At 46.2% G+C, this 24,330-nt stretch carries 21 protein-coding genes; 15 read left to right on the top strand and 6 right to left on the bottom strand.

What is annotated here, in order from left to right; all coding sequences use genetic code 11:
- The first annotated feature begins 283 nt into the window (after positions 1-283).
- From RTR76_RS20055 to RTR76_RS20030, 6 genes are all read left to right on the top strand, one after another.
- Positions 284-1,030 carry a response regulator transcription factor gene (locus RTR76_RS20055; protein WP_312524313.1) on the top strand — a complete coding sequence of 249 codons (747 nt, stop codon included), beginning with the start codon at positions 284-286 and terminating at the stop codon, positions 1,028-1,030.
- Positions 1,017-3,104 (top strand): ATP-binding protein, encoded by a 2,088-nt coding sequence (locus RTR76_RS20050; protein WP_312524312.1) that lies wholly within the window; start codon positions 1,017-1,019, stop codon positions 3,102-3,104. The genes RTR76_RS20055 and RTR76_RS20050 overlap by 14 nt, the downstream gene beginning before the upstream one ends.
- Positions 3,105-3,390: 286 nt before the next feature.
- Positions 3,391-4,677: a citrate transporter gene (locus tag RTR76_RS20045; RefSeq protein WP_396145592.1), complete on the top strand. Its 1,287-nt coding sequence runs from the start codon at positions 3,391-3,393 to the stop codon at positions 4,675-4,677.
- A gap of 21 nt (positions 4,678-4,698) precedes the next feature.
- A complete protein-coding gene (locus RTR76_RS20040) occupies positions 4,699-6,825 on the top strand; it encodes a hydantoinase/oxoprolinase family protein (RefSeq protein ID WP_312524310.1) in 2,127 nt (708 codons plus the stop codon).
- Positions 6,815-7,486, top strand: coding sequence for a hypothetical protein (locus tag RTR76_RS20035; protein ID WP_312524309.1), 672 nt, complete (start codon positions 6,815-6,817; stop codon positions 7,484-7,486). The genes RTR76_RS20040 and RTR76_RS20035 overlap by 11 nt, the downstream gene beginning before the upstream one ends.
- A 30-nt stretch (positions 7,487-7,516) precedes the next feature.
- On the top strand, positions 7,517-8,287 hold the full coding sequence (locus RTR76_RS20030) for a GntR family transcriptional regulator (protein ID WP_312524307.1): 771 nt from the start codon (positions 7,517-7,519) through the stop codon (positions 8,285-8,287).
- A gap of 107 nt (positions 8,288-8,394) precedes the next feature.
- Here the strand turns inward: RTR76_RS20030 and RTR76_RS20025 are convergent, their stop codons facing one another.
- Complete coding sequence (locus RTR76_RS20025; RefSeq protein WP_312524305.1) at positions 8,395-9,582, bottom strand: MFS transporter; 1,188 nt, start codon at positions 9,580-9,582, stop codon at positions 8,395-8,397.
- A 195-nt stretch (positions 9,583-9,777) separates the two neighbouring features.
- Here RTR76_RS20025 and RTR76_RS20020 point away from each other — a divergent pair, with 195 nt between their 5' ends.
- Together RTR76_RS20020 and RTR76_RS20015 are read left to right on the top strand one after the other, a co-directional pair.
- Positions 9,778-10,359: a TetR/AcrR family transcriptional regulator gene (locus RTR76_RS20020; protein WP_312524303.1), complete on the top strand. Its 582-nt coding sequence runs from the start codon at positions 9,778-9,780 to the stop codon at positions 10,357-10,359.
- 172 nt (positions 10,360-10,531) lie between these two features.
- Positions 10,532-12,013 carry a malate:quinone oxidoreductase gene (locus tag RTR76_RS20015; RefSeq protein ID WP_312524301.1) on the top strand — a complete coding sequence of 494 codons (1,482 nt, stop codon included), beginning with the start codon at positions 10,532-10,534 and terminating at the stop codon, positions 12,011-12,013.
- A gap of 64 nt (positions 12,014-12,077) precedes the next feature.
- On the opposite strand, the gene RTR76_RS20010 is transcribed toward RTR76_RS20015, so the two are convergent.
- Positions 12,078-12,425, bottom strand: a complete 348-nt coding sequence (locus RTR76_RS20010) for a DUF4870 domain-containing protein (RefSeq protein WP_312524300.1) — start codon at positions 12,423-12,425, stop codon at positions 12,078-12,080.
- A 260-nt stretch (positions 12,426-12,685) separates the two neighbouring features.
- On the opposite strand from RTR76_RS20010, the gene RTR76_RS20005 reads away from it, so the two are divergent.
- From RTR76_RS20005 to ptsP, 6 genes are all read left to right on the top strand, one after another.
- A complete protein-coding gene (locus RTR76_RS20005) occupies positions 12,686-14,731 on the top strand; it encodes a sigma 54-interacting transcriptional regulator (RefSeq protein ID WP_312524298.1) in 2,046 nt (681 codons plus the stop codon).
- A gap of 191 nt (positions 14,732-14,922) precedes the next feature.
- A complete protein-coding gene (gene dhaK / locus RTR76_RS20000; protein WP_312524296.1) occupies positions 14,923-15,918 on the top strand; it encodes a dihydroxyacetone kinase subunit DhaK in 996 nt (331 codons plus the stop codon).
- A gap of 59 nt (positions 15,919-15,977) precedes the next feature.
- Complete coding sequence (gene dhaL / locus RTR76_RS19995) at positions 15,978-16,619, top strand: dihydroxyacetone kinase subunit DhaL (protein WP_396145586.1); 642 nt, start codon at positions 15,978-15,980, stop codon at positions 16,617-16,619.
- The gene (dhaM, locus tag RTR76_RS19990; RefSeq protein ID WP_312524294.1) at positions 16,620-17,009 is read left to right on the top strand and encodes a dihydroxyacetone kinase phosphoryl donor subunit DhaM; all 390 of its coding nucleotides are present in this window, start codon (positions 16,620-16,622) and stop codon (positions 17,007-17,009) included.
- Between the two features lie 30 nt (positions 17,010-17,039).
- Entirely contained in the window at positions 17,040-17,306 is a 267-nt protein-coding gene (locus RTR76_RS19985; protein WP_312524292.1) for an HPr family phosphocarrier protein, read from the top strand.
- 10 nt (positions 17,307-17,316) lie between these two features.
- Entirely contained in the window at positions 17,317-19,044 is a 1,728-nt protein-coding gene (gene ptsP / locus RTR76_RS19980) for a phosphoenolpyruvate--protein phosphotransferase (RefSeq protein ID WP_312524290.1), read from the top strand.
- A 57-nt stretch (positions 19,045-19,101) separates the two neighbouring features.
- Here the strand turns inward: ptsP and RTR76_RS19975 are convergent, their stop codons facing one another.
- Positions 19,102-20,001 carry a D-isomer specific 2-hydroxyacid dehydrogenase family protein gene (locus tag RTR76_RS19975; RefSeq protein WP_312524288.1) on the bottom strand — a complete coding sequence of 300 codons (900 nt, stop codon included), beginning with the start codon at positions 19,999-20,001 and terminating at the stop codon, positions 19,102-19,104.
- A gap of 13 nt (positions 20,002-20,014) precedes the next feature.
- Positions 20,015-20,800 carry an aspartate dehydrogenase domain-containing protein gene (locus tag RTR76_RS19970; RefSeq protein WP_312524286.1) on the bottom strand — a complete coding sequence of 262 codons (786 nt, stop codon included), beginning with the start codon at positions 20,798-20,800 and terminating at the stop codon, positions 20,015-20,017.
- Positions 20,801-21,025: 225 nt separating this feature from the next.
- Here RTR76_RS19970 and RTR76_RS19965 point away from each other — a divergent pair, with 225 nt between their 5' ends.
- The gene (locus RTR76_RS19965) at positions 21,026-22,360 is read left to right on the top strand and encodes an FAD-binding oxidoreductase (protein ID WP_312524284.1); all 1,335 of its coding nucleotides are present in this window, start codon (positions 21,026-21,028) and stop codon (positions 22,358-22,360) included.
- Between the two features lie 53 nt (positions 22,361-22,413).
- Here the strand turns inward: RTR76_RS19965 and RTR76_RS19960 are convergent, their stop codons facing one another.
- Together RTR76_RS19960 and RTR76_RS19955 are read right to left on the bottom strand one after the other, a co-directional pair.
- The gene (locus RTR76_RS19960; protein WP_312524283.1) at positions 22,414-23,433 is read right to left on the bottom strand and encodes a TRAP transporter substrate-binding protein; all 1,020 of its coding nucleotides are present in this window, start codon (positions 23,431-23,433) and stop codon (positions 22,414-22,416) included.
- Positions 23,434-23,659: 226 nt separating this feature from the next.
- A partial coding sequence (locus RTR76_RS19955) for an exosporium glycoprotein BclB-related protein (protein ID WP_312524281.1) occupies positions 23,660-24,330 on the bottom strand: 671 nt, incomplete at its 5' end.

The raw sequence follows: 24,330 nt of genomic DNA, 5'->3' as shown, positions 1-24,330 counted from the left end.
AATTATTCGTTACAACTAAAGATTGACAAGGAAATATTAAGAGAAAATTGATATATCTTTATAAATCTTTATAAATGACTAAATTTACATAATGTTAACCGCTGTCTAAGTATATTTGGCCATAAACGCCTAATAATAGCGGTACTTCTGGTTTTATTACGGATGCAGGCAGGTCTTGGTACCTTCTTTGGAGGTAATATAGCAGCAGGATTTTTTAGACTTAAATGTCGAACTATCTGCAAAAGACTATTTAAAATTTACTTTGATTTTTAGGGGTGGCAAGATGGCGGACACCGTTATCTTAATTGTGGACGATGAACTCGAAATATGTGAACTAGTCAGCATGTACCTGACGAAAGAAGGCTATCGCGCAATATATGTACATGATGGGGTCAGTGCGATTCAGGCTGCAGTACAACACCAGCCTGACCTGATATTGCTGGATAATCTACTGCCCGATCTAAGCGGAGTGGAAGTTTGTGCCCAGCTGCGCCAGATTGTAGATAGCCCAATTCTTTTCATGAGCTGCAAAGGCGAAGAAAGTGATAAAGTCATTGCGCTGGGAATCGGTGGAGATGATTATATTGTGAAGCCCTTTGGTCTTCGTGAACTGGTGGCTCGCGTGAAAGCCCATCTTAGGCGGAGGGCAAAAGCAGAAATAGCGCATGAAATATTACAGTTTGGCAGTTTGTGTATTGATATTACCAGCCGCAATGTGTGGCATAACCGGCAGCCAATCAAGCTATCAGGGACGGAATTTGATATTCTGCTTCTATTGGCGCAGAATCCGGGGATTATTTTCAGTGCAGAAGATATTTTTCGCAAAGTATGGTCGGTAAACGTAAATGAAGATGTCCGAACAGTTGTCGTCCATGTCAGCAACCTGCGTAAAAAAATTGAAAATAACTCCACTCAACCTGCCTATATTCTGACGGCCTGGGGGACGGGCTATCAGTTTAACAGCATTTGGGCGCGGCGGGGGCCGGGAAGGTCTTTGTCGGGAAAGCGAGAGCAGCTTGCAGCAAGGTAATTTTAAGGGTGCCTATAGCTTTTTTATTGCTATTATACTGATTATCATAACAATTACTGTTGTAGCTGTGGTTTGGATCAGTGGGAAGCAGGCGGAATTGTACATCCATGATGGCTGGCATTACCGCTGGGGTGATTCACCGGTAATGGCAGATGGGCGGCCTGAGTGGGCAGTGGAGCCGAGGGAGAAGGGATTATGGCAGGAGACAAAGTTTCCCGGACAGCCTCCTGGCTGGGATGGCAAGAGTGTACTATGGCTGCATGGTATATTGCCGTCAGTGGAATATGCCAAGCCAATTTTGTTTTTGGCAACAGTCAACCATCACATTGAGTGCTGGATGGATGGGAAGCGGATTTATCAGAGCGGAGAAATCCCTGTACCGGAAGGAACGGCGTATAACCCCTGGTTTCCTATGCATTTAATTGAATTGCCGGACAAAGCAGCCGGCAAAGATATTTATCTCAGGATTCACTCCAATGGACCGATTATTGGCCTGGGAGCCATGCCGCGGTTTGGCGGTATGATAGAGATTACGGAAAGTCGCACCAGGCTGGACTTTTTCCGGACAGGTGCAGTTTTTCTTGGTTTATTCAGCGGTGGAGTTGCTTTTATCATGGCCTTGCGCAATAAGGGCCTAAAAAGCTACTACGCTTTTGCCGGTGGTGCCGTTTGTAACAGTCTGGTAGGTATGAGCGGGATTTTTAACATTCAAACGCTGATTAAATCATCACAGATTTTAATGTTTGTGACGATAGCAGGTGCCTTATTTGGGCAGGGATTTTTAATCTGGTTTTTAGAATCGATCGTTCAGGAGCGACACGTAAAATTAGTTCGTAGAATTCGATATTTGCTTTTTATAAGTGCTGCAGGCGGAATGCTGCAGGTGACCTTAGATCCAGGAAAAAGCGTTTTTTTAGTAAAGATGGCGTTAATCACGTTATTCCTGAATATTATTCTGCTGGTTTATGTGTTTTGGGGACAATTGCGTAAGAATGAGGAAGCCCGCATATATGCAGCAGGAATCGGTGCCTGGGCAGTGGCATTAACTGCCGATGCGCTCCGCTCACTGGGCTTATTGGCCATGCCTATCTCTATAGGGGTATCGGGGCAGTTGGTAGACCTTAGCTGTCAGGCCTTTATCCTGTTGCAGCGAATTCGGCGGCTGTATCAACAAAAGGAAGAGGATGCTTTACTGATTTCACGCAAAAATGAAGAGTTAAACTTGCTTAACACAAAGATTAATACAAACAATGAAAGCCTGGAAAGGCAGATCATGGAGCGGACCGGCGAGCTTCAGGCCACAACTCTCCTTTTGCAGCAGCAGAACGAAAAGCTGGCTTGTATGGAAAAAGCGCGACAGCATCTAGTCAGTAATATAGCCCATGACCTTCGCACACCGGTAATGATGATCCGGGGTTATGTAGAAGCCATTTTAGACGGCGTTGCTCATGAGCCTAAACAGCAGGAAAAGGCGCTGCAGGTGATACATAATAAAACATTACTGCTCAATACTCTGATTGAGGATTTTTTTACGCTGTGCACATTGGAATCGCGGATGATGACAGTGGAGTGGAAGACAATTTTTGTAGGTCATTTTCTAAAATCTATCTTGGATTCTTACCAGTCCGATACGGCTAATCTGAACGTAAACCTGCTCTTTAAGGTGCCGGCTGAAGTACTGGATAAAACCATAAAAATCGATCGGTTCCGCCTGGAGCAGGTGTTCGCCAATTTAATCTATAACGCTATGAAGTATACTCCTGCCGGAGGAAGCATTACCGTATCCGCCAGGCTTGATATCGCCGGAGATGAAGTTGTTTTTTCAGTGCAGGATACCGGAGTTGGCATTTCGGTGGAGGAACTGGAGAAAATCTTTGACCGGTTCTATGCCGGCAGGGGCGCAATTGTTCATAGTGTCGGTAGCAGTACCGGACTGGGATTAGCCATAGCCAAAGAAATTGTAGATATGCACGGTGGGCGTATCTGGGTAGAGAGCGAAGTAGGCCGAGGCAGTATTTTCTCTATTGCTCTGCCTTTACTGCGAGAAAGCACCGCTGTAGTGATTGGTTCTTAACTGACATATAATGAAAAAAAACTCCGGCATTCGCTGGAGTTTTTTTCATTATAATGCTTTCCTCGGCCCAAATGCGGTAGCGTTTGAACTAAGAAAAGGACACGTTTTTATTAGTCAGTAAGTTAGTGCCGTACTATTTGATATATTACACTAATATATTAGTGTAAGTAGCTGGTAACCACTTAATTTACTGAAGGGTAGCGCCCGTCAAGGAGGGAGTGCTTAGGGCGTCCTTAGCAATTGGAACTGTTGGGAAATCAAAAGGAGGAACAAAGCTGTGATTGACATGATTTCTGGTATGTTACTGCTTGTTACATTTATTGGCCTGATTGTCTATTGTATGAAAGGCGGGAATCTGCTTGTTGGCTTTATCGCAACTTCTATCCTTTGGTGCATAATCGGCTGGGTGCCTCTTCATATCGTAGTAACTGATATTTTCCAAACATCGGTAGAGAATTATGGTAAAACAATTGCAATTATTGTGTTTGGCGCTTGGTTCGGACGTATGCTTGTAGATACCGGAATTGCAGGCTATATCATCAAAAAGACCGTTGAATTAGCCGGAGATAAGCCGTTGATTACTACTCTGTTGTTAAGTATTGTCTGTGCCTTAATCTTTACCAGTGCATTTGGTGTAGGGTCCGTTATGGCAATTGGCATGATTGTACTGCCCATCCTGTTTTCCCTTGGCATTGATAAGAAAACCGCATTGGGTGCGTATTTGTTAGCGGTTTCGGGCGGAATGTATTTGAATATCGCTTATGTGAGCCAATTTTTTGCCGTATTTAAAAACGTAAAATACAATGATCAGTACATTCAGTTTGCTGTTATTGCCACAATTGTGCACGTTGCCGTAATGGTAGCCTTTATTCTGTATAACTATTCCCGTGCGCAAAAAGGAGGCAGAGCCCGTGCGTGGGCTGCAAGTCCTGCTCCGGAGGGGAAAGTAAGTAAAAATCTACGCTGGGATTGTATGCTTGTGCCGTTTTTACCCATTATTATGGTTTCATTCTTCAAATGGCAGCCGATCCCTTCGTTTCTTTTGGGCATCTTTCTGGGCTTACTTTTGACAGGCAATATGGGATCCTATAGTCTGGCAGTGGAAAAAATTCAGAAGACTCTCTATGATGGCATTGCCGACAGCGGACTTTTAATTGGTATGCTGTATAGTGTAAATATTTTTCAAGCAGCTGCAAAACAGGTTTCTCCTATCCTGCAAAATATGCTTGGCGGTGTTATTCCCACTACACCTGTCGTACTTCTGATTGCCATTTGCGCTCTCGCGCCACTTGCACTATTCCGTGGTCCGCTGATGATTTGGGGCTCTGGTATTGCGCTGGTATCCATCCTTCAGGCAATGGGCGTTTTCAGCGAGATGTTCTTATTTGCATTATTTCTCATTCCACCCGTTGCGATTGTGGCAGGAGCCTGTCCGACTCAATCCTGGACGATGTGGGGTCTGAGCTATGCAAAACTGGAACCGAAGCAATATATTAAAACAAACCTGCCCTGGGCATGGGTTATTCTGATTATTGTTGAGATAGTTGCTTATGTTATGATTGGTAACGTTTAACCGGCAGCAGGAGGAATATTTATGAAGAGCAGGGCAATTCGAATCGGGATTGATGTTGGCGGTACTCATACCAAGGCAGTCGCCATTGACAATAATACAAACCAAATTGTGGGAAAAGGTTCTGTTATGACTACCCATCATCATGAACAAGGTGTAGCTGCCGGTGTTGTTGCAGCATTTCAAAAATGTCTAGCCGAGCATGAAATTATGCCGGAGGAAGTGATCTTTATTGCACACAGTACCACACAAGCGACTAACGCCCTCTTAGAGGGGGATGTTGCCCGTGTGGGCGTAATCGGTATGGGGGGAGGCTGGCTGGAGGGGCTTCTTGCCAAAAAGCAGACCAAGATTGGCAATATCAATCTTGGTACTGGAAAGTGTATCGAAATTGATCATTCGTATCTAAAAATTAAAGAAATGACTCCTGAAAATGTGAAAAATACGATAAAGGGCATGATTGACCAGGGAGATCGGGTCATTGTTGCCAGCAAGGCTTTTGGAGTGGACAATATGGTTGAGGAGCAGCTTGTGGCACAAGAAGCCGAACGGCAGGGGGTTCCCAGTACAATGGCCTCGGATATTACAAAACTGTATGGTCTGACGACGCGTACCCGCACTGCGGCGTTGAATGCATCTATTTTGCCGAAAATGCTTGACACGGCAAACTCTACCGAGCAGAGTGTACGATCTACGGGGATAGCTGTACCGCTCATGATTATGCGCGGTGACGGCGGCGTTATGGAAATTAATGAGATGAAGAAGCGCCCCATTCTTACTATGCTTTCCGGACCTGCAGCCAGTGTTATTGGAGCTTTAATGTATCTCAGAGCTTCAAATGGTATTTATTTTGAGGTAGGTGGTACTTCCACGAATATTGGTGTCATCAAAAATGGACGTCCCACTGTTGATTATTCCATCATTGGCGGACACCGCACCTATGTGAACAGCCTTGACGTGCGCGTGCTGGGGGTAGCCGGAGGCAGTATGGTGCGTGCCACAAAAGGGGAAGTGCTTGATGTGGGGCCCCGTTCGGCGCATATTGCAGGACTGGGCTACGCCTGCTTCACTGATACAGCTCTATTCGACGGAGCAATGCTGTATCATATAAAGCCTCGCTCCAATGATCCGGATGATTATGTGGCAATCAGGCTTAACAACGGTGAGAGTGTTACCATTACCAATACCTGCGCCGCCAATGTACTTGGAATACTGGAGAAAGATGACTACGCGCGCGGCAACTTCGAGTCAAGCTGCAAGGCAATGCAGCTGTTAGCTGAAGAGGTGGGATTGTCGGTTGAGGAAACAGCAAAGGCCATCTTAACGAAATCCTGCGAGAAGATTATACCTGTTATTGAAGAGCTGATTATTAAATATAAGCTTGAGCGGGAACAGATTGTTCTTGTGGGTGCCGGAGGCGGTGCGGGCTCACTGTTGACATTTACGGCTAAAATGCTGGATTTTGCCTACCGGATTCCCGAAAACGCTGAGGTGATTTCTTCGATTGGTGTGGCACTAGCCATGGTGCGGGAGATGGTGGAGAGAACAATTCCCAGCCCGACAGCAGCGGATATTGCCCAGTTGAAAAAAGAAGCGAAGGAGCTTGCCATGAACAGCGGGGCACTGGAAGACAGCATTGAAGTGTATGTAGAAATTGATGATCAGGCGCAGAAGGTTACCGCCATTGCCATGGGCTCGACCGAAATAAAGACAACAGACTTGATGAAGAACTGCACTGAAGAGGAAGCTGTTCAAATTGCAGCAGAATCCATCGGCGTAGAGAAAGAAGCAGTGGTAATTAAGGCCTCCAACGGCTTTGTCTTTGTCGTAACAGCAGAAAAGAACGGAAAGTGTCCTGTTCGGGTTATTGATAAGAAAGGCTTTATCAAAGTTCAGCGTACAAACAGTTTTGTAGAACGTAGTACGATGAAAGATGCCGCTGTTACGCTTCGGAGGATGTGGGACAGTGCCAGCAATTTTTCCAGTGAAATGCGCATCAATCCGGATGTCTATGTTCTAGCCGGGTCACGTTTTCTGGACTACTCGGGTATTCCTGAACTGATACAGGTTGCCGGACTGATTGAAGCCGAACTTGGCGACTGTGGGCCGGAGACGGAGCTGATTCTGGTGCTTGCCCGCAATGAGTTGTAATGATTTCTCTCGGCCTGGCAAGCATGGGTTAGACCGTATCGTACAGCAGGCACTGGGGTGTGACGATACGGTTTGGTACCGGTATCTGCTGCAAAAGGATCTTTGCGGCTGTGCATTAAGCAGTGATGAGGCTTGTGCGGTGATAGACGGGGCGGTGCTGACGGCCAACGATATGGCGCAGCGTATTACGGCACAATATGGCGCGCTTTCTCCCCGAGAGCTTGCAGGGGAGCTGCAATTAGACCTTGTGTATGCCAGAGAGGAATTGCAGGAGCCATATCTGTATATGGGGCTTTATGATCCTGCTGCCCGGATAATTACTGTCAATGATAGTGCCGTCTTACAGGTAGCGCAGTTTATTGGCGACAATGAATTGGATAGCTTTACTCGTAGTGATGACATTGTGGACAGTATTGTGCTGCATGAGATTTTTCATGCACTGGAGGAGGAGAATAGTGGCATTTACACTCGCAGCCGTATGCTGGAGAGAAGCGTGCTTGGCATACGCTATAAGCGAGGGCTGGCTGGCGCATCTGAGGTGGCGGCAGTGCAGTTTTCCAAGTACATGGCAGGCATGGCCTATTCTCCTTGTATTTTTGAGCGTTATTTATTGTTGGCATTGGGCCAGTTAGCAACTCATGATTTGATTCCATACACGTAAATGTTCCACCCTATAAAGGAGAGCTGTAATGTGCAGTACGACGACCAATTGACATCCCTGAAAGAGCAGGCTTTACATGATGGAGAGGTATATCCTGTGCTGCGTCGCGCTATTGTGGAGCTATATCTGCAGCCAGGTACCGTTTTGAGTATCAAGGATATCTGCCAGCAGTTTGAACTGGGCCGCTCTCCTGTGCGCGATGCGCTTATCCGCCTCGATCAGGAGGGGCTGGTGACCTTATTACCACAACGAGGGACAATGATTTCGCAAATCGATCTCTCCCGTGTGGAGCAGGAACGTTTTTTACGTCTTTCAGTAGAGGAAGAGGTAATGAAACTGTTTATGGCCTGCCATACTCCCTCAGATATTACACTTCTCAATGAAGCTTTGCGCCAGCAGCGGGAGATTTGCGACCTTAAAGAGGTGGATACCCGCCGCTTTTTATGGCTTGACGATCAATTTCATCAGGTATTTTATACTGTTACAGAGAAACTGTTTTGCCTGCAAGCCGTTCAGAATGTAGGGGGGCACTACCGGCGTATGCGTTTGCTGGCCTGTGGCACCAACAGCAGTTTGAAGGAAATTGTCAGTCAGCACAGCGCACTGATCACTGCCTTGCAGGTTCGCGATACAGAGCTCATGTCCAATGTTTTTCATGCTCATTTACGAAAGCTGGACCGTGAGGAGCGACTTTTGCTGAAGCAGTATCCTCATTTATTTAAGAGCAGCAGCAAACACGAGCCAGTAAGTCCGCTCTGGAAGGCCGACTACCTGCAAACCTTAAAAAGTAAGAGAGGATAAGCCTTCACGACCGTTATAGGCAATAGCGAAAAAGCCTTGCTTAATCCAAGTGATTAAGCAAGGCTTTTTTGCTAGCTGCTAGAGACGCACTCTTTTCGGCTATAGGCTCAATGATTTTTTTCTGTGAAATAATAACATAGCGCTCCAACTGGCATACTTACCCCAACAATTGACGCCAGCATCCATCCGCCATAAGCATATGCCCAGCCGCCTAATGCTGAGCCGATGGCCCCTCCGATGAAGAAAACTGCCATAAATACACCATTTACGCGCCCGCGAACTTCATTGCCAAGGGAATAGATTGCCCGCTGACTGAGCACTAGATTGCCGGATACCGCCATATCTAACGCAATAGCGGCAATAACCAGCACCGCTAAAGCAATAGGTGAAGCATCCTCAAAGATATGGGTAATAGGAAAGGAGAGTATTGCAACGATGATGGCTGCACCTGTCAAGTTTCTTGTCCAGCCCTTGTCGGCCAGCCTTCCTGCGACAGGAGCTGCTATAGCACCAGCTACACCGGCAAGTGCGAATAAGGCAATTCCCTGCTGTGACAATAGAAAATGACTGGACAGCCATAATGGAATGATCGTCCAAAACAAGCTAAAAGCTCCGAATAAGCAAGCTTGATAAAAAGCACGGCGGCGTAAGATCGCTTTTGTCTTAAAAAGTGACCATAGGGAACGAATGAGATCACGATAGCTCATAGTTGGCGAGGGAGCACGTTTGGGGAGAACAATAGCCAGCACTATTGCCAGTAGAGCAGTAATAACGGCGGAGAGAATAAAGACTGCCTGCCAGCCCCAAAGATCAGTAACAAAGCTGGCTAGTGGCCGGGCAAGCATGATACCTAGCAGCAGTCCGCTCATTACATTGCCTACTGCCTGACCGCGTCGCTCTTCCGTCGCCAGGTGGGCCGCATAGGGCACAAGGATTTGGGCTGCTACGGAACCTAATCCAATGAACATGGCTGCGATCAGGAATAGTGATCCGCTATGGATAAAAGCTGCAGCAGCTAATGCGCAAACCACAATACCTAAAGTAGCGACAACTAAGCGCCGATTTTCGATGAGATCACTGAGCGGCACAATAAATAATAGGCCCGCTACATAGCCGATTTGTGTTAGCGTTACAATTAATCCTGCTGATGCTAAAGGAAGGTGGGTAGCGATGCTGATAGGGCCAACTAAAGGCTGCGAATAATAGAGATTAGCAACAATTATGCCACAGGAAAACGCTAATAGCGCCATGATCCAGTTGGGAATTCGTTTGGTTTCTGATAATCCGTTTCTCATAGGACAATCCCTGCCTTATTTTTAATTTGCTCAACATACTATTGAGCATTTTGGTACTGAACGTACAGTATTGATAATAATTAGATTATAAACTGAACGTTTAGTATTGTAAAGAAATATTTTGGTTTTCTGTACGAAAAATATTTAGTATAATGAACGTATAGTTTACGTAGAAATAAAAGTGAGGTGCTTTTATTGGAAAAGAAAAAAGGGCGTCCTCGTAACGCCGCAACGGAAAAAGCAATTCTTACTGCCTCATATGATTTGCTGCTGGAAACCGGCTTTGGTGCTGTTACTGTTGAAAAGATTGCTGAACGGGCTAAGGTTAGTAAGGCCACGATTTATAAATGGTGGCCTAATAAAGCAGCTGTTGTGATGGACGGTTTTTTGTCTGCTGCCATGTCTAGACTCCCCGTCCCGGATACCGGATCTGTTATAGAGGATATTGTTATCCAGGTTACGAACTTGGCCCGGTTTCTAACAAGCCGCGAAGGAAAAGTCATCAATGAATTAATCGCAGAGGGCCAATTTGATAGTAAGCTGGCAGAGGAATATCGACTGAGATATTTTAATCCTCGCCGGCTGGATTCCCGGCATATTTTAGAGCGGGGAGTGCAGCGGGGTGAGCTAAAGCAGGATGTAGATCTGGAAATATGTATTGACTTAATCTATGGTCCGCTTTTTTACCGTTTATTAGTTACCGGGGAAAAATTAGATGAGGCTTTTATTAAAATATTGGTGACCTATGCATTTGAAGGGATTAAACAGCATAAATGAGATAATAGCGTACAACTATTATATAATAGCAAACAGATATTTTTAATATTGCAACAATAGTGATACTCTTTAAGTAGAAGAATAATGTCCTTTCGACAAAATAATTGCCACGGCGTCTAAGCAGGAACGCCTGTGTTCTTCCTGCAAATTTTAGAAGTAAGGATGATCATGCATGAGCAGCATACAGAAGAAAAAGGACGTTATCCTAATTGGCGGCGGAATTATGAGTGCCACTTTGGGAGCACTGCTAAAAGAGCTGGTACCGGACTGGGACATTACTGTGTTTGAAAGACGCGAAACGCCAGGTGAGGAAAGTTCGAATGAGTGGAACAACGCCGGAACAGGACACTCCTCACTATGTGAGATTAATTACACCGTTGAGCAGCCTGACGGATCAGTGGATATTAGCAAGGCGATCAAAGTTAATGAAGAATTTCAGGTTTCAAAGCAGTTTTGGTCTTATTTGATTGACAGCGGACTGATAAATAATCCACGGGATTTTATCGTGCCTTTGCCTCATATGAGCTTACTGCAAGGGGAAGAGAATGTAGCCTTCATGAGGAAGCGTTTTGAAGCCTTGTCCAATAATCCGCTTTTTGCGGGCATGGAATACTCCGAAGATCGCGCAAAATTAATGGAATGGATTCCACTTATTATGAAAGACCGGGCCCCAAATAAACCTATGGCGGCAACAAGATATGAAACCGGTACGGATGTTAACTTTGGTGCTCTAACCCGGCTGCTGTTTAATCACTTGCAAAGCAAAGGCGTTGCTGTCAAATTTAAGCATAATGTTGATGATATTAAACGTACCAGCGACGGCTCGTGGGAACTAAAAGTGCGCAATGTGGATAGTGGAGCCGTTGAGCGTCATTCGGCAAAATTCGTATTTATCGGCGGCGGCGGCGGAAGCCTGCATTTGCTGCAGAAATCAGGTATTCCTGAAGGCAAGGGGATCGGCGGATTCCCGGTAAGCGGGATATTCCTGGTGTGCCGCAAACCGGAGATTGTAGCGCAGCATCATGCAAAAGTTTACGGCAAAGCTCCGAGTGGCGCTCCACCGATGTCTGTTCCTCACTTGGATACAAGGCTAATCGATGGAAAAGAATCGTTATTCTTTGGTCCTTTTGCGGGCTTTTCGCCAAAGTTTTTGAAATTCGGTTCTATGTTTGATTTAGTAACCTCAGTAAATGCTGATAATTTGGTAACTATGCTGGCAGCAGGTGTCAACAATGTTTCATTAACGATGTATCTGATTAAGCAGGTTATGTTATCAAAAGAAGAACGAATGGCAGATTTACGGGATTTTGTTCCAAATGCCAAAAGTGAGGACTGGGAGCTGCTAGAAGCAGGCCAGCGCGTACAAATTATTAAGAATACGGCTGCAGGCAAAGGCATGCTGCAATTCGGTACAGAGGTTATTAGTGCCTCTGATGGCTCGATCGCTGCCTTGCTCGGCGCTTCGCCAGGAGCGTCCACCGCTGTGTCTGTCATGCTGGAAGTAATCAAAAAATGTTTTCCTCAGCATCTAGCGGAATGGGAGCCAAAGTTGAAAGAAATGATTCCTTCCTATGGCGTTTCTTTATTGAAGAGCCCAGAGCTTATCAGCAAAATTCATGCTTCAACAGCACAAACACTTGGCTTGAATAAGTAGATATAAAAGAGGTCTCAACCCTTCAATAAAGGTTGAGACCTCTTTGTTTTAGCTAAACTTTTACTTACAATTTATGGACAAGGCTTTGGATTAACGGATATTCATAAAACTGTCCATCAGCTGATTTTACGGCAGCGATAATGGAGGTAATGAGCAGTAGCAGCCAAAGCAGTGCCAGTACGGGTACAAGCAAAAAACCAATTAGTAAAATGCATAATAGGCTGGTAATTACGGAAGCTGCCAAAATGGCAAGGTGAGCTACCAAAGCTTGTTTGGCATGGTGATAGACAAAGGGATCTTCTTTACGAAGAAGAAAAATGACCAATGGAGCAATAATAAAGCCAAGTCCTCCTAACAAATAGGCCAGATGGGCGAGTATAGCCAATAATTTTTGTTCTCCTGTTATATTCATAAAGGCCTCCTTTGGAAATGCAGTCCTGATTAAGGCAGCATAAGCTGCTTTTATTTAATATAGTGGAAATGTGAAAAAAAGTATACTGGTATTTGCCGTAAATAAAAACCAATACTGTTGTAAACGTACCTGCTGGTCTTGCCAGACGATTGGCTCTAGCTAGAAGGAGCTTGTCACCAGTATTGGCGAACATATACGTATTATTGAGCGAATATTTAGACCAGATTACTAATAAGCAAAAGTGACAGGAGGACGCAAATATGCTTAAAGCGATTATCCGGCATGACAAAGGTCTGCACACCAGAGTAGCGGCGATGGTGGTCCAAAAGGCCAATGAGCTGCAGAGCCGGTTTGGGGCAATTTTGTACATCCATGATCACAGGGGAAACAAGATTCCTGCCAGTAGTTTACTGCCACTGGTTTCGCTGCATATTCGAGCTGGTGATACAGTTATGGTTTCCTCGGCCGGTGGAGAGCAGGAGGAAGCAGCAGTTAAGGCTTTGGCGGAATTTTTGGAAAGTGACTTTGTGCTAAGCGATGCGGTGACACTCGGCAGTGTAGACAGAATGCTTCAGGATCAAGCGGTTGCCGCTGAGCAGATTTTTCAAAGTCTGGCACATGGCTTGCTTGTGACGGATGAGTATGATCAGGTTGTTGTTTTTAATCCCGCAGCAGCCCGGATTATGAAGCTGGAAGCAAGCCAGGTAATTGGCAGACCCGTGCAAGATGTAATCCCGGATACCCGTCTGCATGTTGTAAACCGGACAATGACTCCCGAACTCTCCTCCCGGCAGGTTTTTGGCAGTACGGTGCTGATCACTAACCGAACACCAATCATTGTTGATGGAGAGGCTAAGGGGGCTGTCGCCATTTTCGAAGATATTTCATCACTCGAAAATACGATGGGCGAGCTGCGAATGGTCAAAGACTTGCAAGAGCGGCTCCATCTCATCCTGGAAACGGTGGAAGATGGAATTTGCGTGGTTGATGCCATGGGCGTTATCACCTATGTTAATCCATCCTATTTACGCATAACCGGTATGACAAGGTTGGAGGTTGAGGGGAAACTGTTATCTCATATCTCGCCGCATGGAGGGCGGGCGAGGGCCTTAGCCACCGGGCAGCCTGTACTTGGACATATCAGCCGTAAAGCGAATGGACAAACAATTGCAGCTAATGTTACACCGATTATTGTGGATGGTGAGGTTACCGGTGTTGTTTCCGTCATTAAGAATATGTTCGAAGTAGAAGCGTTTATGGATAAATTGCATCAAGTGACCGAACAAGCGGAATACTTGAAACAGGAGCTGCGGCGCAGTCGGAAGCCAGTTAAGGCTTTTGACCGGTTTATCGGTGGAAGCGGGAACGTTGTTGAAGCTCTGGCGATTGCAGGAAAAGCGGCGGAAAGTCTGGCAACTGTTTTAATCCGAGGTGAGAGCGGCACTGGTAAGGAACTGGTTGCTGAGGGGATTCATTTTGGAAGCCCCCGAGCCCATGGCCCTTTTATCCGCGTGAATTGTGCGGCTATTCCGTCTGCTTTATTGGAAAGTGAGTTGTTCGGCCATGAGCGAGGGGCTTTTACCGGAGCTATCCGGCGTAAACAAGGTAAATTTGAACTGGCTCACGGTGGGACTATTTTTCTGGATGAAATCGGGGATATGGAAAAAAGCATGCAGGTAAAGCTGCTGCGAGTTTTGCAAAAAAGAGAATTTCAGCGTTTGGGTGGTGAAGAGACACTACAGGCCGATGTTCGTATTATTGCTGCAACCAATCAGGATTTAGAAAAAATGATGGCCGCTGGCATGTTCCGCGATGATTTATATTACCGTCTGAATGTTATCCCTATTTTCCTTCCCGCCTTGCGGGAACGCCAGGCGGATATCCCCTTATTAGCAGAATATTTTCTGAACCGGATAGCCACAACCTTGAATAAGCCCTTCCGGGGGTTCCGGCAGGAGGCACTTGAAGCCCTTTGCCATTATCAATGGCCTGGAAACGTACGGGAATTGGAAAATGTAGTGGAACGGATGTTGACCTTGTCCGATGGCCCTTATATCGAGCTTGACTCTTTACCTGGCTATTTGCGGGAAATACCGCAGTCTGCTGCTTCAGGGAGCTGCATGAAAGAAGACAGTATCTTGCCTTGGGAAGACTATGAGAAAGAGATTATTGAAAAAGCACTAGTACGATATGGCAGCTTTAACCGTGCAGCGAAAGTACTAGGCTTAACCCATAAAACAGTTGCAGCGAAGGCACGGAAATATGGATTGATGAAAAATTTAGTTTGGGAAAAAAGATCAGAATAGGAAAAAAAGATCAGGTCATATTGGGAAGTTGATCTTTTTTACCAATTCTAAGAATAATTCTAAACACTGGAGCTGCTAAATTCAATCATACTGGCTTGGCATGATTATTGCTATATTAAATAAACAGAATTGTCCTACTAATAATCCTTGTTGCATCCAGGTCAGTGACGAGATGAATGGAGGAAGAATGTATGAAAAAAATCATCAACAATCCGGATCATGTAGTGGAAGAAATGTTGCAGGGAATTGTAAAAGCTCATCCGCAATATGTGAAGCGAGTAGAAGGATTTGATGTCGTGGTACGCTCTGCCGGTCCAACCGCTAAAGTCAGTTTAGTCAGCGGCGGAGGCAGCGGTCATGAACCAGCACATGGCGGGTTTGTTGGGCGAGGAATGCTAGACGGGGCAGTGGCAGGTGCGGTATTTACTTCACCTACACCGGATCAGGTTTTTGAAGCAGTAAAAGCCGTTAATGGAGGAAAAGGCGTGCTGCTGATCATCAAAAATTATACTGGTGATGTCATGAATTTTGATATGGCTGCAGAAATGGCGGCTGCAGAGGGAATTGAGGTTGAAAAAGTCATCGTTAATGATGATGTAGCAGTGGAAAACAGTACCTGGACGATTGGCCGCCGTGGAATTGCCGGTACCATTCTAGTGCATAAAATCGCCGGTGCGAAAGCAGAAAGTGGCGCTACTTTGGCCGAGGTAAAAGCCACGGCAGAAAAAGCAATCTCCTCCATCCGGTCAATGGGCATGGCCTTAGCACCCTGCACAGTACCTGCAGCGGGGAAACCAAGCTTTACTCTGGCTGAGGATGAAATTGAAATTGGTATGGGAATTCATGGAGAGCCTGGAACGCACCGCGAAGCGTTGCGCCCTGCCGATGAAATTGCAGCTCATCTGCTTGACAAAATTTTGAAAGATCAATCGCTTGCAGCTGGGGATGAAGTGGCTGTACTGATAAATGGCCTTGGCGGAACACCAACAATGGAACTGTATATAGTCAATCGTAAGGTCGCAGAAATTTTATCTGCTCAAGGTGTGAAAACAGTAAAAACGTATGTGGGCAATTACATGACATCGCTGGAAATGGCAGGATTCTCTATAACCGTTCTAAAATTGGACAGCGAATTGAAGGATTTGCTGCTAGCGCCGGCAGATACGCCTGCGCTGGTACAATTTTAGCGGCTGAAATGGCTTCTGGATAGGAGAAGCGTCAACGTGCAGTACAAGGAGGAATCATAGTGAGCAATAAAACAGTGGCGGCAATGGACGCTATTGGTGAAGCAATTATAAGCAACAAGGATTTTTTAACCACTCTGGATACGGCCATTGGTGATTCCGATCATGGCATTAATATGGCGCGAGGCTTTGAGGCAGTAAGGGGTAAGCTGCGCACCCTGCCTGAAGATGCGGATATCGGTTTGGTACTGAAGACGGTAGCAATGACGCTCATCTCTACTGTCGGAGGAGCTTCGGGACCTTTGTATGGTACTGCCTTCCTCAGGGCAGCAGCTGTTGTTGCCGGTAAGCAGGAAATGGACGGAGCCGGAGCAGCGGCAGCTTTGGCAGCAGCTATTCAGGGAATCAAAGAACGTGGGAAAGCCACAAAAGGCGAGAAAACAATGCTGGATGCTCTGGAACCGGCTCTGGATGCTTTCAATAATGGCTTAGCGTCAGGTAAATCTGTACTGGAATGTCTTGATTTGGCTGTTGCTGCTGCTGAGAAAGGTGTAGAATACACCAAAACAATTATTGCTACTAAAGGACGGGCCAGCTATCTTGGTGAGCGCAGCTTAGGACATCAGGATCCTGGAGCTACTTCAGCAACTATTATGCTTACAGTACTAGCCAGCTTTTGTCGTTCACAACAAGGGGTGGTGTAAATGGTCGGAATTGTAGTAGTGTCTCATAGTGCAAAAGCTGCGGAAGGAATTGTGGAAATGGCTGCGCAGATGTCCCGGAAAGGGCAAAAAATCATTGCTGCCGGAGGTGCCAACGGCACTATTGGAACTGATGCCACGTTGATTGCTGCAGCTATTGAAGCTGCAGACACTGGCGAAGGAGTGGTAGTTGCCGTAGATTTGGGCAGTGCAGTCTTAAGTGCTGAGACTGCACTGGAATTATTGCCTGTTACTTTGCAAACACGGGTCCAGATTGCAGATGCGCCCGTCCTGGAGGGGACTGTCAGCGCTGTCGTACAGGCATCGCTCGGCAGTACACTGGCTGAAGTGCTGGCAGCGGCTGAAGGAGCGCGGGAATTACGGAAAAAATAGCTGCTGCTTGCAGCGGGAGGGAGTGAAATAATGACACAAAAAACATTGAAACTGACCAACCGCCTGGGGCTGCATGCCCGGTCGGCAGCACAGTTTGTTCAGACTGCCGCCAAATTCAGCAGCAAAGTCACTCTTACCGGCAATAATAAAACGGTAGACGCAAAAAGTGTACTGTCGGTAATGACAATGGGAGTGATTGGTGGAATGGATATTACACTTACTGCCGAAGGCGAAGATGAAGCAGCGTGCATTGCCGCATTAACAGACCTGATCGAAAGTCAGTTTGGCGAAGAGTAGGTGTGGCGGGATGGAAAAATTGAAAGGAATTGGCGCTGTAGCTGGAACGGTAATTGGTAACATTAAAAGAGTATCTACTGATCTAACCGGGTATTACGCCGGGTATATGCAAGAAACCCCTGAGCAGGAAAAAGCAAAACTGTTGACCGCACTTGAACAAGCTGACGAACAGCTAAGCAGAATGATTGAGACAGCGGCAGCCAGGGGGAATACCGAGCAGACGGCAATTCTGGAGGCTCACCGGACGATGCTAGCTGATCCGGCTTTAAAAGAAGCGGTGCTGCAAAAGCTGAATGAAGGGGAAGGTGCGCCACAGGCTATGCTGGCAGTGGCTGAGCAATATGCGGCCATGCTGTCTTCATTAGATGATCTTTATTTGCGGGAACGGGCGGCAGATGTACTAGATGTGGGCCGGCGCGTTGCACGGATTTTGTTCAAGGCGGAAACTGGGAATGATGGGGAGCAAACCATGATTCTGTGCGCAAAGGATATTGAGCCATCTTTGTTGGCTGAGCCGGGAAGTGCTGCAGTTCAGGGACTCATCCTGGGGTACGGCAGTACCACATCGCATGCTGTAATTATTGCGAAAGCCAAAGGCCTGGCAACAGTTGTTGGAGTCAACGATCTTTCGCAGTTGATCGATGGTATAGAGGTTATTTTGGATGGGGAAAAAGGGGAGATCCTAATCGCGCCAAGTCCGGAAGTGAGGTCTTTTTACTTAGAAAAGAGTAAAGGTGAACAGAAGCTGTTGGCCGTACAAATGGCACAGGCAGGTGAGCCGGCAGTGACGCTGGACGGTGTTCGCATTCAACTGGCCGCTAATATCGGGGTGCCGGAAGATATGAAAAGAGCCCTCGAATTTGGCTGCGAGGGAGTAGGGCTGTACCGGACCGAGTTTTTATTTATGGGTAAAAAGCTGCCGCCTGGTGAGGATGAGCAGACCGAGCTTTACCGGCAGGTCGTCCAGCAGTGCAAGCAAGAACTGTGCATTATCCGCACGATGGATATTGGTGGAGATAAGCCGCTTGATTACCTGAATATCGGTGAAGAGGATAATCCTTTTCTGGGATGGCGGGCCATCCGCATATCGCTGGAACGGCCCGACTTATTTCTCACACAGCTTAAGGCAATCTTACGGGCCGGAATTTACGGTAAAGCAGCCATCATGCTGCCGATGATTATCAGTGCAGATGAGATAAGGCGGGCAAAAGTTTTTGTTGCGCAGGCTGCGTCTGAACTGGAGCGCGAAGGTAAAGCGTTTTCCCGCGATGTTCCGCTGGGAATCATGGTAGAAACGCCTGCGGCGGCAGTTCTGGCTCCGGTACTCGCCCGGGAATGCGATTTTTTCAGTATTGGCACAAATGATCTGGTGCAGTATACATTGGCAGTTGACCGCGGCAATGCCAGGGTCAGCCAGCTTTACAGCCATTATCATCCTTCCGTGCTGCGCCTGATTGACGGCGTGATTCGCGCGGCTCATAACAGCGGAATATGGGCCGGCGTGTGCGGTGAAATGGCAGGTGATCCGGGAGCTGCGGTATTGCTGGCGGCAATGGGAATCGACGAATTGAGCATGAGTGCTGCCTCAATTCCAAAAGTGAAAGAGCAAATTCGCCGCATTGACATGCGAAGTGCTGCTAAGCTGCTGCAGCAGGTATTCGAACTGAATGACGCGGAAGAAATTAAAAAGGCAGTGCAAAAAGCAGTTGATATGCAAGCAACCTCAACCCAGGCATAATGGTGCCGGGTTGAGGTTGCTTGTTTCCAGGAGCTTTGATCTATAAACGCCTATCCGTTATTTTTTCTGGAGAAATGTTTCGATGTTCTGCAAGGCCTTTTCACTTAGCCGGTCATAGGCCTGTCTGGTGAGCCCCGAGGATTTGTGCATGCAATTTACATGGGGGCTGGTAAGTAATTTACCGGTAGGATCACCGAGTGCGGCGGCGGTGTCGCAGAAGAATTCATTATTACCATGCTCAAGCCATTTTGCGAGAGCGGAGATCGTATGAGAGGGGCCGATAGAAGTATTAAACATGATTTTATGATTGCCGAGCCACTCAAATTGTTCGTCATTAAATAAGATTACATTTTTGTTAAGGCAGGTACAGACGACATCAACAGTAGTTAGCAAGTCTTTGAAGGGCAGGTATTTTATTTGTTTTTCTTCCTGCTCTGGCTTACGGGTGCGGCTGAAATAATACAGGTCTGCTCCTAATGCCTGAAGTCCGGCAGCAATCAGCTGACCCGAAGTGCCAAATCCGACTATGCCTATTCGTAAGCCGGTCAGTTCTACCGGCATTTCCTGCCACTGTTTGCCGCCAAACCCATGAAGATAACGAATAAGCTCACTTGCGATATATTCAACAACGCCTTGATCACCGTAATCACGGACTCCGGACACAGTGATGTTTTTCTCCCGGGCAGCGCGTATATCGACATTGGCACTTTCTTCAGCGTAAAGGCTGCAGCACATCCCGATATAGCGAATGGTAGGGCAGGCAGCGAGTATCTTTTTTTCTATACGGCTTGTATAGCTGAGCAGTACGGCATCTGCATTACCGATTCGTCGAATGATTTCTTCATCACTTTCCGGAATATCTGTAAAAAGTGCAACCTCTTCTGCATATTTGGAGAGCTGTAGCTTGGCCGATGGGGTCAGATTTAGGGGTTCTATGGCAACTAGTTTTTTGAACATATGATGCAACCTCCTAGAATACAATTGGAGCTACGGCATTTTGCAAAACTTCTACTACGCTCCAGGCGGCAATGGAGCTGGTACGGGAATAAATGTTGAGCTCGGTCCGCACTTCTTCGCCTTGTATGACAATCTGATATTCATCACCTTTAAAGCCTGGTACAGCTTGTATATGCATGGCTGTATTTTCGGGGCCGGCACTGGCAAGAGCAGTCGCAATTGCAACATTTACCTTAGTAGGCAGCAGGGAAATTGCTTCACTGGTTGTACCACTGAATACTTGCCGCGGTTCTGTAATGCTCAGCAAATCATCAGTGAAAAGCGGAGTGTTTTTGAGTGAAGACGGTGCCTTTTGCGCAGCGATGGAAGCGGTAATTGGGCTCATTAATGCAGCTGTCCGCAAAACATCAAATCCACCAACTGCTCCGCTGGCGATGTATACGCGGCGCTGATATTGAGTGGCGGTAGCTTTCACCCGCTCGTAAAATTCAGCGTCGGCAAAGGCGCCAATTGATAAGACGACAAAGTTAGAGCCTCCTTTTAATATTGTTTCACAATAGCTTTGTACGGCCTTTACAGAGGCAGCCTCTGCTATAAAATCAGGCTTTAAAGACATGAGTTCATTAATATCGCTGCATGCCTTGCAGGTGTGACGTTCAGCGAAGTCTTTGGTCCGGTCATAGTCTCTGCCCAGAACACCTACTAGTTCATAATCCGGCAGATAGCCCGATTTTAATGCATTCGCTACAATCTCGTTCAAATAGCCGCAACCGATCAATGCGAGTTTCATTTTACCCATATGACACCTCATTTTTTATAGTTAGTATGAGTTGACTACAGTTATCAGAATAGCCTCAGGTTTTCTTTGCACCTTTTATTTCTATTCTATATGCGTAAAAGAATGCCCTTGCCTTCCGGTTCCATGTCGTGAGTTTTTTTACGGATTACTATTCATGTAACTCTAAGCTGCTCGGTAACAAGAGATTGTTAATTAACATATTATACACAAAAGGATATTAGGCAGGTGAATAAATTGGATTGTAAAGGGCTGACCGGGACAGTCATCGTTCCAGGGGACCCCGAATATGAGCAAGCCCGCCAGGATTACAATATTGCAATTGAACAGTATCCAGCTATTATTGTGTATTGCTTTGATGCTTATGATGTTGCGAATGCAATACTTTGGTCAAGAGCACAGGGGATAGAGCTGCGAGTTCGTTCAGGGGGCCATAACTACGAGGGATACTCAAACGGCACATGCAAATTGGTAATTGATACTTCGCCTATGAATCAAATAAGAGTGGATGTTTGTGAAGAAACGGTAAATGTACAGGCTGGAACAAGATTGTTGCCGTTATATGAATGCCTATATGAATATGGTTTTGCTTTTCCAGGGGGGACATGTCCTACTGTTGCCATATCTGGTCTGGTTTTAGGCGGTGGGATTGGATTATCCACCCGCTATTTGGGGCTAACTGCCGATAGTCTCTTAGAAGCAACGCTGATCAATTACGAAGGCAGGCAGTTAACAGTAAGTGACGATTGTAATGCCGAGTTATTCTGGGCACTAAAAGGAGCTGGCGGCGGTAATTTTGGTGTAGTGATTGAATATAAATTTAAACTGAAAAAAGTTGATAAAATTACATTAATTCAGCTTAGATGGGATGACAATAAAGCGGCTAGAAAGCAGTTCTTACAGGTATGGCAAAACTGGCTGCCGCATTTGGATTACCGGATTAGTATGTTTGGTGGAATCACTAAAACCGGTGCATGGGTCAATTCTTTTTTTTATGGTACCCGGGAAGAGGCTAGATATCTTTTTCAGCCGATGCTGGATATACCAGGCTTAACCATTGAAAATTTTCAGTATATTCCTTTTATTAAAGCTGTGAAAAAAATTGGGGCTATTTATCCAAGGCAGGAAGCGTTCCAGGCTGCAGGCAGGTTTGTCGAAGAAAAATTTTCGCAAGATGAACTGGCAAGCCTTGTGGAAATTGTAGACAGAGCGCCTACAGACCGAAGCTCTTCAATACGTGTGTATTCACTTGGCGGTGCTGTCCGGGATATTGCGGTGGATGAGACAGCTTTTGCCGGTAGACAGTCTGATTATATAATGGCAATTGTGTCATCCTGGGAAGAGAGCAGTGAAGAAGAACGACATCGCCAATGGGTGGAAGCCGGTTTTGAATATATATATTCCATTACCAGGGGGTCGTATATTAACTTTCCCTACGGTCAAACACCCAATTATCAACTGGCGTATTTCGGGATAAATCTTCGCAGGCTGCAGGCGATAAAAGAAGTGGTTGATCCCTATAATATATTTAGCTTTCCTCAGAGCATAAAGCTTCCCTTATAAAAGGTAACTTGTGAATACAAAAAAACACTGCCGTGCGGCAGTGTTTTTTTGTATTATTTACGGGCCTTATCAATTCCATCAAGCACTTCTTTATAGTCAGTTCCATATTTTTCGATCACTGGCTTAACAGCAGCCTGCCATGGTTTTAGATCTTTTACTTCTGTAATTGTTACACCATTTGCCCGGATTTTGTCTTCTGCTTCTTTTTCAGTCTTAGCCCAAACTTCCCGTTGATATGAGACAGAATCCAGTGCCGCCTGTTTAATCAACTTTTGATCTTCTGCTGCTAGTTTATCCCAGGCAACTTTACTTATTAGCAAAACCTCTGGAATTCTCTGATGAGCATCCAAAATAAAATGTTTAGCTGACTGGTAGTGGTTTTGCGCGACAAAAGTAGGATAATTGTTTTCTGCTCCATCAATTACGCCTGTCTGCAAAGCACTGAAAATTTCCCCTGCAGGCATGGGAGTTGCACTTGCGCCTAAGGCTGCAACCATTTCCATGTTTATTTTATTTTGCATAACGCGGATTTTTAACCCTTTCAGGCTGTCTATTCCGGTAAGCGGTTTGAGTGAATAGAAACTGCGGGAGCCAGCGGTATAGTAGGCTAAGCCTTTCATCCTGGAGGGCTGTAAATCATTCAGCATTTTTTCGCCCATTTCACCCTTAAGGAATTTCCACATGTGATCTTCACTGTCAAAAATATATGGTAACGAAAACACACTCATTTGTTTATTAAATTCACCAAGTGGTGATGCGCTTACACGTGTAAACTCAATTGCACCCAATTGCACCTGTTCCAGGACTGCTTTTTCTTCCCCTAATTGTGCGCCGGGGAAAACATCAATACTTATACGCCCGTTGGAACGTGTTGCGACTAATTCAGCAAATTTTTTGTCTCCCAGCGTTACCGGATGTTCAGCCGGGTTGCTTTCCGCTAATCGGAACTTTAGCTTTGTACCCTCTTTTGGAGCTTCCGTTGCTTTGGAGTCTTTTTGTCCGCAGCCTGCTAGCAGCATAGAACCTGCTACCACTACAGATAACGCTGCAACTACGAGTCTCTTGGTATTCATATACGATTCCCCCTTATGTTTTTGGGATCTAACCCGATTAAGTTGGAATGACTACTGAGCGTGAACTCAGTACAGCAGAAGTAGTACACATTTATAATTCAATTCCAAATATTCTATATAATGCATAAAATGCCTTTGATCTCTTGTTCCATGATGTGAAATATTTTAAAAGAAGAAAAAGCCCGTGTTACTCTTCGGAAAGTAACACGGGCCTGTAAGTTGAAGGCTAGTCGATGGTTATTCCAGCGCTGGCGTAGCCTGATAATGAATTTGCAAGGCTAGCTCCTGCAGCTGTTGCAGAAATAACCATTAGCAAGCGGGAACCTGCTGTTACCGGTATCGATAGTCCAGTTGCAAGGACACTGCTGCTATCTCCCGTAGCGGGTGTTCCGGTAAAGGCCGGAGCCAATGTTACAGTGCTGCCGGCAAGGGGAGTAAATATATTATCTAGCGTGGTCGATTCATAAAGCTGTGCGGATATCGTTATCGTCGTTCCTACGATTGTCAAGGGATCAGAGAGGCTAAAGAATGCTGCGATTGAGGTTACTGTCCCGCTGTTGGAAAGCGAAAAGGCAAAATTGAGTGTTGCACCGTTGCTTGTAAGATCAATAGTCGGACCAAGATTATCTGGTCCACTATTAGAACTGCCAAAGCCTAGAAGTGAAGGGACTCCGGCTGAGCCATCTGCAAGTGTGTTTAAGGCTAAAACTGAGCCGGAGGCAAAGGGAATCATTGTGCCAGAGCCAGTAGCCCCAGTGGCACCAGTTTCGCCAGTGGCCCCGGTGGCACCAGTAGCGCCAGTGGCTCCGGTAGCACCGGTATCGCCAGTAGCCCCAGTAGGTCCAGTTTCGCCAGTGGCCCCGGTGGCACCAGTAGCGCCAGTGGCTCCGGTAGCAC

Source organism: Anaerospora sp. (assembly GCF_032013335.1).
GTDB lineage: Bacteria > Bacillota > Negativicutes > Sporomusales > DSM-15969 > Anaerospora.
Note: the sequence above shows the minus strand (reverse complement) of the source record. Positions and strands in the feature narration are given on the sequence as shown.

Coding starts and splice junctions, on each gene's coding strand:
- RTR76_RS20055 (WP_312524313.1), top strand. CDS start 284: ATGGCGGACACCGTTATCTTAATTGTGGACGATGAACTCGAAATATGT.
- RTR76_RS20045 (WP_396145592.1), top strand. CDS start 3,391: ATGATTTCTGGTATGTTACTGCTTGTTACATTTATTGGCCTGATTGTC.
- RTR76_RS20040 (WP_312524310.1), top strand. CDS start 4,699: ATGAAGAGCAGGGCAATTCGAATCGGGATTGATGTTGGCGGTACTCAT.
- RTR76_RS20035 (WP_312524309.1), top strand. CDS start 6,815: ATGAGTTGTAATGATTTCTCTCGGCCTGGCAAGCATGGGTTAGACCGT.
- RTR76_RS20025 (WP_312524305.1), bottom strand. CDS start 9,582: ATGAGAAACGGATTATCAGAAACCAAACGAATTCCCAACTGGATCATG.
- RTR76_RS20015 (WP_312524301.1), top strand. CDS start 10,532: ATGAGCAGCATACAGAAGAAAAAGGACGTTATCCTAATTGGCGGCGGA.
- RTR76_RS20010 (WP_312524300.1), bottom strand. CDS start 12,425: ATGAATATAACAGGAGAACAAAAATTATTGGCTATACTCGCCCATCTG.
- RTR76_RS20005 (WP_312524298.1), top strand. CDS start 12,686: ATGCTTAAAGCGATTATCCGGCATGACAAAGGTCTGCACACCAGAGTA.
- dhaK (WP_312524296.1), top strand. CDS start 14,923: ATGAAAAAAATCATCAACAATCCGGATCATGTAGTGGAAGAAATGTTG.
- dhaM (WP_312524294.1), top strand. CDS start 16,620: ATGGTCGGAATTGTAGTAGTGTCTCATAGTGCAAAAGCTGCGGAAGGA.
- RTR76_RS19985 (WP_312524292.1), top strand. CDS start 17,040: ATGACACAAAAAACATTGAAACTGACCAACCGCCTGGGGCTGCATGCC.
- ptsP (WP_312524290.1), top strand. CDS start 17,317: ATGGAAAAATTGAAAGGAATTGGCGCTGTAGCTGGAACGGTAATTGGT.
- RTR76_RS19975 (WP_312524288.1), bottom strand. CDS start 20,001: ATGTTCAAAAAACTAGTTGCCATAGAACCCCTAAATCTGACCCCATCG.
- RTR76_RS19970 (WP_312524286.1), bottom strand. CDS start 20,800: ATGGGTAAAATGAAACTCGCATTGATCGGTTGCGGCTATTTGAACGAG.
- RTR76_RS19960 (WP_312524283.1), bottom strand. CDS start 23,433: ATGAATACCAAGAGACTCGTAGTTGCAGCGTTATCTGTAGTGGTAGCA.